This window comes from Mammaliicoccus sp. I-M35, assembly GCF_022386455.1.
Lineage (GTDB): Bacteria > Bacillota > Bacilli > Staphylococcales > Staphylococcaceae > Mammaliicoccus > Mammaliicoccus sciuri_A.
Map to the genome: position 1 here is coordinate 486,132 of NZ_JAJNIL010000001.1, position 14,869 is coordinate 501,000.

The following is a 14,869-nucleotide window of genomic DNA, read 5'->3' on the forward strand; positions in this document are numbered from 1 at the left end:
AAAATGGCATAAAAAAAGAAGTTAGAATCATAACGATTCCAACTTCCTTATTTAAAGCTTGCTTCCATACGATAGATTCTAAAACCTCTACTAGAGAATTTATCTTCGTATTCAGTACGGATATTATCTTCAGGCTCATCTTCATGTAAATTCAAATTAATATAATCAAATGACATACCATATTGAGACATACTTTCTAAACTATACTCAAATAATCCTTGATTATCTGTTTTGAAATGTATTTGCCCATCTTTTTTCAAAATATGCTGATAAATTTCTAAAAAGCTAGAAAAAGTTAATCTTCTTTTAGCATGTCTTGTCTTTGGCCATGGATCTGAAAAATTCAAATAAATTCTAGAAACTTCATTTTCAACAAAATACTCTGTTAATAATTTAGCATCTTGATTAATCAATTTAATATTGTTTAATTCCATTTCTTTAACTTTTTCAAGAACACGGACCATAACATTTTTATCTTTTTCAATTGCTACGTAATTGATATTAGGATTTTGTTTAGCCGTCTCAGTAATAAATCTACCCATACCAGTTCCGACTTCAATATGAATGGGTTGATCTTTATCAAACCATTCTGCCATCTTATATTGATGATTAAGATCTACATCTACTATATTGGGATGATCTTTTAAGAAATCGTCAGCCCAAGGTTTATTTCTCATTCTCATTCAAAGTTACTCCTTATATAAATACATTTCTTGTCATCACTTCATTTAAGAAGTGTAACCAATCATTCATATCTTTATAACGTTTTTTCTCTTCATACCACTCTACCATTGCGATAGCTTGAATCAATGTATACCACTTCATACGTTTCTTTAAATCATGCGTATCGTTAATGCCATACATACTTAGCCAATCTGACCAATCTTTCTCATCAACATAAGTATATAAAATCATTCCGATATCAATAGCTGGATCTGCAATCATTGCACCTTCCCAATCTACTAAGAAAAGTTCATCTTGATCAGATAAAAGCCAATTATTGTGATTCACATCTCCGTGTATGACTGTATAGAATCTACTGTCTAATGTTGGCATGTTATCTTCTAAATATAACAATGCTTTTCTCACAGTGCGATTAGACAATACATGTCGTGACAATGAGCTGTTAATTTTATTAAATAAAATCTCTGGATGCATAGGTTTCATTTCCATACGTTTAAGCATATTTAATAATTGTTTAGAAGAATGTATTTTTTTAAGAAGTTTGGCAACACGGTTAGAATTCATTTCATCTTGGACTAACTCTCTACCATTTTTCCAATGTTGTGCAGTTACAACTTCTCCTGTTTCGATTCTTTTTGTCCAAACTAATTTTGGCACGATACCTTCAGCAGATAATGCTGTTAAGAAAGGACTTGAATTACGTTTTAGGAAGAGCTTGCGGCCATCTTGTTCTGCCATATATGCTTCACCAGATGCACCACCTGCTGAGTCTAATGTCCATCCTAATTGATAAAAATGTTCCAACCTATCCACCTCACTTTCAATAAAAGAAAAAGAAAAAGACTCAAGAATATTCTTTTTCAAGAGTCATATTTTAATCTTAAAAATTTTTGTTTAATTTTTGTAATTTTAGTGCGCTTGATTTAAATTTTATTATCTTTCGGTTAAGATTTCAACCTCATAAATGAAAACTTTCGAGTATTTTGAACCTATTCATATACAATAAGTCTTATAAATTCAGTATCCACTTGAATTACTTAAGATATTAAAATTACACTAAAAAATTTTTATGATTTTGACTCTATATAATTATTAAATGCATTTTGTAATTGCTTCGTAATTTGTCCGACTTTTCCGACACCTATTTTTTGATCATTTACTTGCACAACTGGCATGACTTCAATAGATGTACTTGAAATAATCACTTCATCTGCATTATTTAAGAAATCTAATGTAAATGATTCTTCAATAAATGGAATATTTAAATCCTCGGCTAATTCTTTTATAACACGTCTCGTAATCCCATTAAGAATTAAATTATTTGCAGGATGTGTATAAATCTTGCCATCTTTAATCGCATAAACGTTACTTGAACTACCTTCTGTAACTGTTTCGCCTCTATGCATGATTGCTTCAGCAGCATCATTTTGTGTAGCTTTCTCTTTTGCTAGCACGTTACCTAATAAGTTCAAGCTCTTAATATCACATCTTAACCATCTGATATCTTCAACTGTAATAGCTTTAACACCATTTTCTAATTCGTCATATGGTCTGTCATAGCTTTTAGAGAATGCTGAAAATACAGGCTTTGTACTTGCATCAGGAAACGGATGGTTTCGAGGTGCAACACCACGTGTCACTTGAATATACACGCCACCATTTACAACATTATTCTTTGCTGCTAATTCTTTTGTTACTTCTGTTAAACCTTCAACAGAATACGCGTCTAAATTAAGTCCGATTTCTTTCGCACTTCTAAATAATCTTTCATAGTGTTCTTTAGATGTAAATACTTTACCATCATATATACGTATGTATTCGTATATGCCATCACCAAAATTATAACCTCTATCAGAATAGCTAACCTTACCTTCAGATTCATCAACAAACTCATCATTTATATAAATATAACTCATTCATCATCACCCTTTACACAGACATTGTATATAGCTTCTAAATAAATTGCAGTTGCATTAAATAATTGTTTTTTCGTGATATATTCATTTTTTTGGTGCATTAAATCTTCAGAATCTTTAAACATCGCACCGAATGCCACACCTTTATCTAAGTTTCTAGCATATGTACCGCCACCGATTGTATACGGCTCGGACTGATCACCTGTTTGATTGCGATATGCTGATAATAATTTTTCAATGAATGGATCATTTTTATCTACATAATGTGGAACTTGGTGTTTGTCCATTTCAATGTCGAAGCCTTTTTCTTTCACTTCTTCAGAAAAACGAGACATTGACTGATCGAAATTAAAGCCTTCTGGATATCTTAAATTAATACCAAATTGACCACCATCTACATCTGTATAACTCATAATACCTGTATTAGTCGTCACTTCACCCATTTCTTCAGTAGCAAATTTCATACCCATTTTTTCACCTTTTGGAGAATCAACTAAATATTCATTTGCAAATTTCACGTATGAGCTCGCGTATTTATCTAAATTTAATTCATTTAAGAATTGAATAAGGTATAACCCAGCATTCACACCTAATGTAGGATCCATACCATGAGCTGATTTACCATGAACAACGATGTTTAAGAATCCTTCATCAATTGTTGTTTCGCCTTCAATCTCATGTTCATTTAAAAATGATTCAAATTTCTGAACAACATTCGTCATTTGTTCTTTGATAAGTAATTTAGCTTGAGCAGTATCTGGTACCATATTGAATCTTTCACCTGAGAAGAATGCTTTTAATTCTACTTCAGGCTCATCATTATCTTCCACATAACCAGATTGAACGATGTTGAATGTTACAATCCCTTTTTCTCCATGGATTAGAGGGAATTCTGCATCTGGTGCAAAACCTACTGAAGGCATTTCTTCAGTTTCAAAATAACGATCTGTACATTTCCAATCAGATTCTTCGTCAGTACCTACAATAATATGTATTCTTTTTTTCCATTCGACTTTCATATCTTCAAGTATCTTAACGGCATAGTATGCTGCAATTGTTGGTCCTTTGTCATCAAGTGTACCTCTTGCAATAATTGCATCTTCTGTTTCTACAGGTTCAAACGGATTAGAATCCCATCCAGCACCTGCTGGCACAACGTCGACATGGCAAAGTATACCTAATAAATCGTCACCTTTACCCGCTTCAATTCTACCTGCGATATTGTCTATATCAACGTGAGAAAATCCATCTCTTTCCCCTAACTTATACATATAATTTAACGCTTCTTTTGGACCTGGTCCAACTGGCGCATCGTATGTACTTGCTGCATCATCTCTTACACTTTCGATGCTTAATAGCCCCTTTAAATCATTTATAATATCTTCTTCATATTCTTTAACTTTATTTCTCCACATCGAAAATCATCTCTTTCTTAACTTGAATAGTTATCTATATAATACATGATATTTTTGTAAATATGAAATAGAATTACCGATAAATTTTTAATTTTTTATGCGAAAAGTTATTTCCTTTTACGTACGACTAAAGTCTTATATAAAATTATTTTTTTGAATCTTATTATTTCCCGACACGACAAAAGTTGTTAACAAAAAAACTAGGACAAATAAGTTGCCCTAGTTTTAGCCAATATTGAACATAAGAAGAAAATTATTTCTTCAAGTCTTCTTCTGTAACAACTCTTAAATTGTTGTTTGCAGTTCCGCCTTCATCATCAAATTTAGCTTCTCTTTGTTCAGTTGGATCTTGATCCTCTTTTTTTAGACGAGATTTAGCATTTGATGCATAACCTTTTGGATCTTCTTTTGCTTTTTGGAATTCATTTTTTGCCTTTTCTTTAGCTGACTCTTTATAAGAAGTTGGATCTTCTTTATATTTTGAGTACTCGTCTTGTGCTTTACCTTTTAGTTCATTTGCTTTTTGTTTAGCATTTTCTTTGTAATTCTCTGGATCTTCTTTATATTTCCCGTATTCATTTTTTAATTTATCTCTATTTTCTTTTTTAGATAAGACAACTGCTGCTGCAGTTCCCCCTAATACTACTAACGTTCTAAATAATCCTGCTTTTTTAGCCATTTGTATCCACCTCTATTTAGTTAATATTTATTATATTACCCCGAGGAAATCTTTCTAAACATTTTAAACAGATAAATTTAAAAGTTTAAAATCTTCTTCTAACAAATGTCTATACTCACCAAGTTCTAAACGTTCATCAAGTTCTAAATCAGCAATTTGAACACGTTTTAAATAAGTCACTTCACAACCTATCGCATGAAACATTCGCTTAACTTGGTGGAATTTACCTTCATAAATCGTAACGTAAGCAATAGAGTCTTCCCCATTTTCTACAATTTCTAATTCACTTGGAGAAGATGTAAAGTCTCCTAAATCAATGCCTGCTTTAAAAATATCTATTGCATCTTCTGAAATGTGTCCAGATACTTCAACATAATACTTTTTAGCGACTTTTTGTTTCGGACTCATAAGTTGATGCGAGAATTTACCATCGTTTGTTAAAAGTAATAAACCTTCTGTATCTTTGTCTAAACGCCCTACCGGGAATAAATCTAAATGCATATATTCTGGGACAATATCAATGACAGTTTCATGTTCATCATCTTCTGTTGCTGAAACGAATCCTGATGGCTTATTCATCATTAAATAAACAACTGGTTCATATTCTATCGGAATATCATCAAATGTTATGACATCTTCTTCTGGATTAATATGCATTTCAGGTTTCTTAACGATTTCATCATTAACGGTAACGAGATTTTTCTTTAGAAACTTTTTAACTTCTTTTCTTGTTCCGATACCTGAATTTGCTAAAAATTTATCTAATCTCATCATTTACACCCACTTAATTTTGCGTCTAATTTTTGCAGTTAAATCACCTAAAAATTCATCCGCTAAACGTGAACGCATTGTTAAATATCCATATACGATTACACCTACACATCCACCTACAATAAGTGTGATAAGCGCACCTAATTTTGATGTTGGATCAATGATTAATGACACAATAAAGTAACTTAACTCAACGAATAATACCATGATTATAGTATAGAAAGTAATTCTTAATGTATGGTAAATTGTGATATTAAATTTAAAGTCTGCATATTTATATAGAACTACACAATTTAAGATAACAGCTACTAATAATGCGATTGCCGTACCAATAACAGCACCTAACGTATGGAATACCATAATAAGTGGTAAGTTAATAACTGCTTTAATGACTAATGACGCGATAACGATCCATACTGTTAAGGCTTGTTTATCAATACCTTGCAACATTGAAGCTGTTACAGATAATAATGCGATTAAAATACTAACTGGCGCATACCAGAATAATATTTCTGTACCCATTGGATTGTAACTATAGAACACGTTATATAAAGGCTGTGCTAATACCATAATGCCAAGTGATGCTGGAACTGTTAAATATAATAATACGCCTAATGATTTTCTGATTTGATGATGCATTGCATCAATTCTACCTGAATTGTAAGTATTCGTAATAAATGGTACTAAACTCACTGCAAATCCTGCTGCAAGAGATGTCGGAATCATAACAATTTTATTAGTTGTCATACTTAGCATTGTGAAATAAATATCTTGTAATTCACTGCCTACACCCGCCATCGCTAACCCAGTATTATGTGTAAACTGGTCGATTAAGTTTATAATTGGGAAACATAAACTTACGATTACAAATGGAATACTGTATTTAATGATTTCTTTATATATTTTGATATACGATACATCAATATCACTTGTATCTTGTTCAACTTCTGCTTTTATTAAATGTCTTCTCTTCATCCAAAAATAAAGTAAAGTCAGTAATGCGATAATTGCACCGATACCAGCTGCAAAAGTTGCAACTTGGTTGGCCATTAACACAGAACCATCCATGACATTTAATACGATATAACTTCCGCCAAGTATAAATGCGATACGTGCTACTTGTTCAGTTACTTCAGATACAGCTGTAGGACCCATTGAATTAAATCCTTGGAAGATCCCTCTCCATGTTGCGAGTAATGGAATAAATAATACTACAAAACTTATTGTTCTAATAACAGTTGTAATATCTTCTATACCCCATCCACCTTCTATACCACCTTTATTTGCTAAAGTTAATTGAGCAATAGTTGGTGATAAGAAATAAAGTAATAAAAATCCGATAAATCCTGATACCGTCATAACTAAAAAGCTTGACCGGTACAATTTTCTACTTACTTTATAAGCACCTAATGCGTTATATTTAGATACATATTTCGCAGCTGCTAAAGGAACGCCCGCAGTTGCTATTGTAATCATGATTGTGTATGGTTGATAAGCATATGTAAATGGAGCAAGATTTTTTTCATCGCCTATAATAGCGTAAAAAGGTATTAAATAAAGAATACCAATTACTTTTGTTATTAAAATACTTGCAGTAAGTAGGAAGGTTCCCCTTACTAGCGCTTTACTTTCTGACATAATTTCATCCCTATCTAATTTACTTTTAAATTTAATAATAACAGGTTTATTTCTATTCTACTACTTTTTTAAAGACACATTATTCGTTAAAATATTATTACATCGACTTATGGAGGTAACTTATGTATCACACAATAATTATCGGCGCTGGACCTAGTGGTTTAATGGCCGCATATAGTGCAAGTTCAAATGGTAAAAACGTCTTGCTACTCGAAAAGAAAAAAGGCTTAGGACGAAAGCTCCGCATATCTGGTGGCGGTAGATGTAACGTTACCAACCGCTTACCTTATGAAGAAATTATAAAAAACATTCCTGGTAATGGAAAATTCTTATATAGTCCATTTTCAACATTCGATAATGAATCTATTATACAATTTTTTGAATCTAGATCTGTACAATTAAAAGAAGAAGATCACGGACGAATGTTCCCTGTTTCAAATCGCGCTCAAGATGTTGTTGATGCACTAGTTGATTCCATTAAACAAAATGGTGTAGAAATACGCCAAGAAACTACAGTATCATCTGTTGAAAGTGAAAATCAACAAATAACAGGCGTCACACTACAAGATGGTACATTTATCCCTGCAAAGACTGTCATCATCGCATCAGGCGGTTGCAGTGTACCACATACTGGATCGACAGGAGACGGGTATAAATTCGCTGAGTGTTTAGGTCATTCCATAACAGAACTATTCCCAACAGAAGTACCAATTAAATCTAGTGAACCATTCATTAAAAACAAAACACTTCAAGGATTAAGTTTACAAAATGTCGGACTATCCGTCCTCAAGAAAAATGGTAAACCTAGAATCACACATCAAATGGATATGTTGTTTACACATTTTGGCGTTTCAGGACCAGCAGCATTAAGATGTAGTCAATTTGTTTACAAAGAACAAAAATCTCAAAAGAAAACCGACATACAAATGTCTATAGATGCCTTTCCAGAAATTAAAGCACATGACTTAGAACAACAAATTGTAAAAAAATTAAAAGACGAACCAAATAAAGCAATTAAAAATGCACTAAAAGGACTAGTCCAAGAAAGATATTTACATTTTATCTTACAACAGTCAAGTATTGATTTAGATGTGACATACCATCATCTGTCCCAGCAAGCCATTCGAACATTCGTAGAAAACCTTAAATCATTTACATTCACAGTAAATGGTACACTTCCACTCGATAAAGCTTTCGTAACAGGTGGCGGTGTTAATATTAAAGAAATCGAACCTAATACAATGGCATCCAAAATATGTGCAGGACTATACTTCTCAGGAGAAGTACTAGATATCCACGGTTATACAGGTGGCTATAATATAACAAGTGCACTTGTCACAGGATATGTAGCAGGCTATAACGCAGCACAATTTAATGATTAAAATTCTATAGCATGCTTTTAGTGTGAGCTGTGATTTATGACATCCTTATTTACAAAACTGGCTAGAATTGTTACTAACTCTAAATAATATTATACTCACACATATTTTAAGGCTGAGACATAATGTAATGTCTCAGCCTTATATAGTGTCTTGGCAGTAGATGACTGAATTGAAAATGCGCTTGTACCAAGCTTTCTTCAACTCTAGTCATCCTTGCCGGGGCGGAACTACGAAATCTTTTTATACAAATTAGATTTCTGTTCCGCTCCCTTATTTATTTCTTCATTAAATTCTTTTGTTTTCTAAACCATCGTCGCCCCACTCATTCATGCCGCCTTCTACGTTTACTGCATCAATGTCGTGGTCATTTAAATAATCAACTACTCGAGCACTTCTAACGCCACCTGCACATACAATATAATATGTTTGGTCTTTAGAGAAATGATCTAATTCATTTGGAATTTCTCCCATTGGAATATGTTTAGCACCAGGGATTACACCTAATGCTACTTCATGATCTTCTCTCACATCAACTATATTAATTGGACTATTAGATGTAATTTTTTCTGCTAATTCTGTTACTGTAATTTCTTTCATCACTAGAACACTCCTAATTGATTAATTTGCTACGATATTAACTAACTTTTGTGGAACTGCAATCACTTTACGGACTGTTTTACCTTCAATCGCTTCTTTGATTTTTTCATTATCCATCGCAACTGCTTCCATTTCATCTTTCGATAAATCTTTAGAAATTTTGATTTTGTCTTTTAGTTTACCGTTAACTTGGATAACAATTTCTATTTCGTTATCTACTAGTAATGACTCATCAAATGTAGGCCATTCTTCATAAGATAAAGTATCGTTATGACCAAGTTTTTGCCATAATTCTTCAGAAATATGTGGCGCAATTGGTGATAACATTTTAACAAAACCTTCAGCATATGTTTTGCTGATTTGATCTTGTTTATAACAATCATTGATGAATACCATCATTTGACTGATTGCAGTATTGAAGTTTAGTGTATCGAAGTCTTCAGTTACTTTCTTAACTGTTTGGTTATACACTTTATCTAGGTCTGGTGTTTCGTTTTCAACGACCTTATCCGTAATGTTCCCTTCTTCAGTAACAAATAAACGCCATACTCTATCTAAGAAACGACGTGAACCGTCTAATCCATTTTCACTCCATGCAATTGCTGCATCTAAAGGACCCATGAACATTTCATATAGACGTAATGTGTCTGCACCATGAGAACGTACAATATCATCAGGGTTAACAACATTACCTTTTGATTTACTCATTTTTTCATTACCTTCACCAAGAATCATACCTTGGTTAAATAATTTTTGGAAAGGCTCTTTAGTTGGTACTACACCGATATCGTATAACACTTTATGCCAGAATCTTGAATATAATAGATGAAGCACGGCATGTTCTACACCACCGATATATAAATCAACAGGTAACCAGTGTTTAAGTTTTTCAGGATCAGCTAATTGTTCATTGTTATGAGGATCGATGTATCTTAAGTAATACCAACAGCTTCCTGCCCATTGTGGCATTGTATTCGTTTCACGACGACCTTTCATACCTGTCTTAGGATCTACAACATTAATGAATTCATCGATATTAGCTAAAGGTGATTCTCCTGTACCTGATGGTTTAACTTGATCTGTTTCAGGTAAGATTAATGGAAGTTCTTCTTCAGGAACAGTTGTCATTGTACCATCTTCCCAATGAATAACTGGAATTGGTTCACCCCAATAACGTTGTCTACTAAATAACCAATCTCTTAATTTATAGCTTACTTTTTTATGACCGATACCTTTTTCTTCTAGTAATTCAATTGCTTTAGGTACCGCTTCTTCTTTTGTTAAGCCATTTAATACATCTGAATCAATCATTTTTCCATCTTCATCGTATACTGTGATGATATCTAAATTGAATTTCTCTGCAAACTCAGCATCTCTTTCATCATGTGCTGGAACTGCCATAACTGCACCTGTTCCATAACTAATTAACACATAATCAGCAACCCAAATCGGCATTTTTTTACCAGTGAATGGGTTTGTTGTAAATGCACCAGTGAATACACCACTTTTATCTTTTGCTAAATCTGTTCTTTCTAAATCAGATTTACGTGATGCTGCTAATTTATATGCTTCAACAGCTTCTTTTTCATCTTCAGTCGTAATTAAATCTACTAAAGGATGTTCTGGTGAAAGTACGGCAAAAGTCGCACCGTAAATTGTATCTGGACGAGTTGTAAATACTTCAAATGATAAATCCGTATTATCAATATTGAATTTTAATTCAGCACCTTCAGATCTACCAATCCAGTTTCTTTGCATATCTTTAATAGATTCAGGCCAATCTAATTCATCTAAATCTTCTAATAAGCGATCTGCATATTCAGTGATTTTTAATACCCATTGTCTCATTGGTTTACGAACAACTGGATGTCCTCCACGTTCTGAAACACCATCAACGATTTCTTCATTAGATAATACTGTACCTAAAGCTGGGCACCAGTTTACTGCTACTTCATCAACATAAGCTAATCCTTTATTATATAATTGAATGAAAATCCATTGCGTCCATTTATAGTAGTCTGGGTCAGTTGTATTCACTTCTCTATCCCAGTCATATGAGAAACCTAGCTCTTGAATTTGTCTTTTAAAAGTCGCAATATTTTTAGCTGTAAATTCTTTAGGGTCATTCCCTGTATCGATAGCATATTGCTCAGCTGGTAAACCAAATGCATCCCAACCCATTGGGTGAAGTACATTGTAACCTTGCATTCTTTTATATCTTGAGACGATATCTGTAGCTGTATAACCTTCAGGATGTCCTACATGTAAACCAGCGCCAGATGGATACGGAAACATATCTAAAGCGTAGAATTTCTTTTGTCCAAGATTATCGTTAGCTTTAAATGTTTTGTTAGCTGCCCAAAAATCTTGCCATTTCTTTTCAATTTGTTGATGATTATAATTCATTTGTTCGTTCCTCCTATAAAATAAAAAAAGCCATCCCAACCATCATAACAGTTGGGACGACTTGAATAAATATGCCGCGGTACCACCCAGAATTCACAATTAAGTGCGCTTCATTTATATGGTTTAAGATTGCTTTTAATAAATAATAAATCGTTCGTAAGTTCACTTAATGGATATCATCAGTTCACAGCACCACTGACTCTCTTAAGATTCGCATTAAAGCTACTTTACTTATATACATCCTAATATTATGCAATTTCAATATATTTTGCAAGTCTTATTTATTAATATCATGTATCTTGCTTTGGAATACCTCTATCATAAATGTATAAGAAGTAATAACCTATTAAAATAAGTATTATCATACTGTAAAACATCATTTTCATATCAAACATATCAACTATTACGCCACCTACAACTGGCCCGAATGCTTTCCCTACTGTTGAAGATGCGTTTACAATACCTTGATATGCACCCATTCTGCCTTTAGGTGCTAATTTATTTGCGATTGCAGGCACTGCTGGCCATACAAACATTTCTCCAAATGTTAAAATAACCATCCCTACAACAAACATTGTAAATTGCTCAGCAAAACTTGTAATGACATAACTTAATATAAAAATCGTCAGCCCTATAAACATTTGTAATTTCAATTTCTCTTTAAATCTATTGATAAATGGTGCAATTAAAGGTTGCCCTGCTAATATCAATACACCGTTTATTGTCCAAAGGAAACTATATTGTTTCAAGGAAATACCAACTGATTGTGTATAAGTTGCAATTGTTGTTTGCCACTGAACATATCCGATCCAACATAAACTAAACATAATACATAGAAGTATAAGTGCAGTGAATTTACTTTTATCTTTAACTTGCATAGCACTCGTGATGCCTTCATCATTTTTCAAATGAATATCTAAATCTATGTTGTAATATTTTAACGCTATTATGATAAACACGACATATAGTAGTAAGTTCGCCATAAAAATATAATTAAAGCTAAAATCCGCTACAAATCCACCTGCTGCAGCCCCAATAGAAACACCTAAGTTCTGTGCAAGATAAATTGCATTAAATGTTGTGCGTCCTCCGTTAGGCCAACTCGCAGCAGCCATCGCATAAATAGCTGGCACAATTACGCCTCCACCAAAACCAAGTATCACAAGCCAGAAAGGATACCATGGCCAATCATTTAAAAAGTTTAACCCGATTAAACTTAAAATATTTAAAATAGACGCAAAAATAATAGAACGAAACCCACCAATTTTGTCGAATAAACTTCCGCCTAATAAATTCCCAATTACACTCCCGAATGCATTAATCATTAAAACGATACCAGCTGTACTTAAACTCTTACCTAACTCTTCATTCATATATATTGTATTAAGTGGCCATAAGAAACTTGATCCTGTAATATTGATCGCCATTCCTATGATGAGCATTTTAACAATTTTCGGCATTCTCAAGGATTTCGACCTCCTCTCAAATTTTGTCAATTTTAATAGTCTAAACCTTTTTCTGCAAAAGTTCAATATTATATGTTAAAATGCTTTAGATAAGTTTGTAGAACAGGATGTGAAATATAATGACAGAACAATTCCGTTATGCATTTGATAACAAGAGATATCATACATGGAATTATCATTTAAGAAATAAATTTGGTGAGAAGATTTTTAAAATCGCAATAGATGGTGGATTTGATTGTCCAAACCGTGACGGCACAGTAGCTCATGGGGGTTGTACATTTTGTTCAGCAGCCGGGAGCGGTGACTTTGCAGGTAATCGTGCAGAACCAATCCATGTACAATTTAAAGAAATTAAAGACAAAATGCATGAAAAATGGTCTGAAGGAAAATATATCGCTTATTTTCAAGCTTTTACAAATACGCATGCGCCAGTTGAAGTATTAAGAGAAAAATACGAAGCTGCTTTATCAGAAGAAAATGTAGTTGGACTATCAATTGCGACAAGACCAGACTGCCTACCAGATGATGTTGTAGAATACTTAGCAGAATTAAATGAAAGAACATATTTATGGGTAGAACTTGGTTTACAAACTGTACACCAAGAAACATCTGATTTAATTAACCGTGCTCATGATATGAAATGCTATTACGAAGGTATCGCTAAATTAAGAAAACACAATATCAATATTTGTACACATATCATTAACGGTTTACCTGGTGAAGATTACGATATGATGATGGAAACTGCGAAAGAAGTCGCACAAATGGACGTTCAAGGGATTAAAATCCATTTGTTACACTTACTTAAAGGTACTCCAATGGTTAAACAATACGAAAAAGGTATGCTTGAATTCATGACTCAAGATAATTATACGCAACTCGTATGTGACCAATTAGAAATTTTACCAGAAGAAATGATCATTCATCGTATTACGGGTGATGGTCCTATCGATTTAATGGTTGGACCTATGTGGAGTGTAAATAAGTGGGAAGTCCTTAACGCTATAGACAATGAACTTAAAGAACGTGGCACAATGCAAGGATCTAAATTTAAGAAAGCAGAACAAGTTCAAAAATGATTGTTCAAGGAATCTTACCATTCGCAAGAGATTTAATAGCAACACATATAACGGACAAAAGTATCGTAGTTGATGCAACATGCGGTAACGGCAACGATACACTTTTCCTTGCAAATCAAGTTCCAAACGGAGAAGTATATGCGTTCGATATACAAGAAGAAGCCATTAAAAATACTAAAATCAAAACTGAAGCATTTAGTAATATCCATTATTATCAAACAGGTCATGAAAATGCAGCACCTATAATAAAAGAACGTCATCAGCAAATTGATGCTTCAATATTTAATTTAGGCTATTTACCAAAAGGCGATAAACATATTACAACGAATGCACCGACAACAATTAAAGCAATTGAAAGTCTATTCGAAATGACAAGTAAAAATGGCATCATCGTATTAGTCGTATATCCAGGACACCCAGAAGGCCAGATAGAATCTAACGAAGTCATCAATTACGTAAGTTCAATAGATCAACAATCAGCACACGTACTTCGCTATCAATTTATAAACCAAAAAAACAATCCACCATATATATTAGCAATAGAAAAAAGATAAAAATGAGTAAAATGAGTAAACGCAAACCTTAGGAATAGGTTTGCGTTTTTTTTATGTGTGAGATTTGAGGTTTTTTGGATATATTCGGTGGTTAAGCCAAGACTTGGGTGATCTCTTGGCTTTATTCAGCACTTAAGCTAAGACTTGGTCCATCTCTTGGCTTTATTCAGTACTTAAGCCACGACTTGGTTCATCTCTTGGCTTTATTCAGTACTTAAGCCATGACTTGGTTCATCTCTTGGCTTTACTCGCTACTTAAGCCATGACTTGGGCTATCTCTTG

General features: G+C 33.2%; 13 protein-coding genes. 3 read left to right on the top strand and 10 right to left on the bottom strand.

All coding sequences use genetic code 11. The annotated features are described in order from the left end of the window. Nucleotides 1–47: 47 nt before the first annotated feature. From trmB to LQ679_RS02385, 7 genes are all read right to left on the bottom strand, one after another. Nucleotides 48–683, bottom strand: coding sequence for a tRNA (guanosine(46)-N7)-methyltransferase TrmB (trmB, locus tag LQ679_RS02355; RefSeq protein ID WP_025905271.1), 636 nt, complete (start codon nucleotides 681–683; stop codon nucleotides 48–50). A gap of 13 nt (nucleotides 684–696) precedes the next feature. Beyond that, on the bottom strand, nucleotides 697–1,488 hold the full coding sequence (locus LQ679_RS02360; protein ID WP_025905270.1) for a phosphotransferase family protein: 792 nt from the start codon (nucleotides 1,486–1,488) through the stop codon (nucleotides 697–699). 263 nt (nucleotides 1,489–1,751) lie between these two features. Continuing rightward, the gene (gene dat, locus LQ679_RS02365; RefSeq protein WP_239748112.1) at nucleotides 1,752–2,600 is read right to left on the bottom strand and encodes a D-amino-acid transaminase; all 849 of its coding nucleotides are present in this window, start codon (nucleotides 2,598–2,600) and stop codon (nucleotides 1,752–1,754) included. Continuing rightward, entirely contained in the window at nucleotides 2,597–4,015 is a 1,419-nt protein-coding gene (pepV, locus tag LQ679_RS02370) for a dipeptidase PepV (protein WP_037588588.1), read from the bottom strand. Before pepV ends, dat begins: the two co-directional genes overlap by 4 nt. A 253-nt stretch (nucleotides 4,016–4,268) precedes the next feature. Next, a complete protein-coding gene (locus tag LQ679_RS02375; protein WP_025905267.1) occupies nucleotides 4,269–4,694 on the bottom strand; it encodes a YtxH domain-containing protein in 426 nt (141 codons plus the stop codon). Between the two features lie 63 nt (nucleotides 4,695–4,757). Continuing rightward, entirely contained in the window at nucleotides 4,758–5,465 is a 708-nt protein-coding gene (locus LQ679_RS02380) for a pseudouridine synthase (RefSeq protein ID WP_239762045.1), read from the bottom strand. Nucleotides 5,466–5,468: 3 nt separating this feature from the next. Then, nucleotides 5,469–7,103, bottom strand: a complete 1,635-nt coding sequence (locus LQ679_RS02385) for a putative polysaccharide biosynthesis protein (RefSeq protein WP_025905265.1) — start codon at nucleotides 7,101–7,103, stop codon at nucleotides 5,469–5,471. A 122-nt stretch (nucleotides 7,104–7,225) separates the two neighbouring features. Here LQ679_RS02385 and LQ679_RS02390 point away from each other — a divergent pair, with 122 nt between their 5' ends. Then, a complete protein-coding gene (locus tag LQ679_RS02390; RefSeq protein ID WP_037588590.1) occupies nucleotides 7,226–8,485 on the top strand; it encodes a BaiN/RdsA family NAD(P)/FAD-dependent oxidoreductase in 1,260 nt (419 codons plus the stop codon). 285 nt (nucleotides 8,486–8,770) lie between these two features. Here the strand turns inward: LQ679_RS02390 and LQ679_RS02395 are convergent, their stop codons facing one another. The 3 genes from LQ679_RS02395 to LQ679_RS02405 form a co-directional block, all read right to left on the bottom strand. Then, nucleotides 8,771–9,082 carry a rhodanese-like domain-containing protein gene (locus LQ679_RS02395; RefSeq protein ID WP_037588592.1) on the bottom strand — a complete coding sequence of 104 codons (312 nt, stop codon included), beginning with the start codon at nucleotides 9,080–9,082 and terminating at the stop codon, nucleotides 8,771–8,773. Nucleotides 9,083–9,103: 21 nt separating this feature from the next. Then, the gene (leuS, locus tag LQ679_RS02400; RefSeq protein WP_126477596.1) at nucleotides 9,104–11,488 is read right to left on the bottom strand and encodes a leucine--tRNA ligase; all 2,385 of its coding nucleotides are present in this window, start codon (nucleotides 11,486–11,488) and stop codon (nucleotides 9,104–9,106) included. A gap of 290 nt (nucleotides 11,489–11,778) precedes the next feature. Next, the gene (locus tag LQ679_RS02405; RefSeq protein WP_204168633.1) at nucleotides 11,779–12,954 is read right to left on the bottom strand and encodes an MDR family MFS transporter; all 1,176 of its coding nucleotides are present in this window, start codon (nucleotides 12,952–12,954) and stop codon (nucleotides 11,779–11,781) included. Nucleotides 12,955–13,073: 119 nt separating this feature from the next. Here LQ679_RS02405 and mnmL point away from each other — a divergent pair, with 119 nt between their 5' ends. After that, a complete protein-coding gene (gene mnmL / locus LQ679_RS02410; protein ID WP_204173750.1) occupies nucleotides 13,074–14,033 on the top strand; it encodes a tRNA modification radical SAM protein MnmL/YtqA in 960 nt (319 codons plus the stop codon). Then, the gene (gene mnmM / locus LQ679_RS02415) at nucleotides 14,030–14,587 is read left to right on the top strand and encodes a tRNA 5-(aminomethyl)-2-thiouridylate-methyltransferase MnmM (protein WP_204168635.1); all 558 of its coding nucleotides are present in this window, start codon (nucleotides 14,030–14,032) and stop codon (nucleotides 14,585–14,587) included. The genes mnmL and mnmM overlap by 4 nt, the downstream gene beginning before the upstream one ends. Nucleotides 14,588–14,869 lie beyond the last annotated feature (282 nt).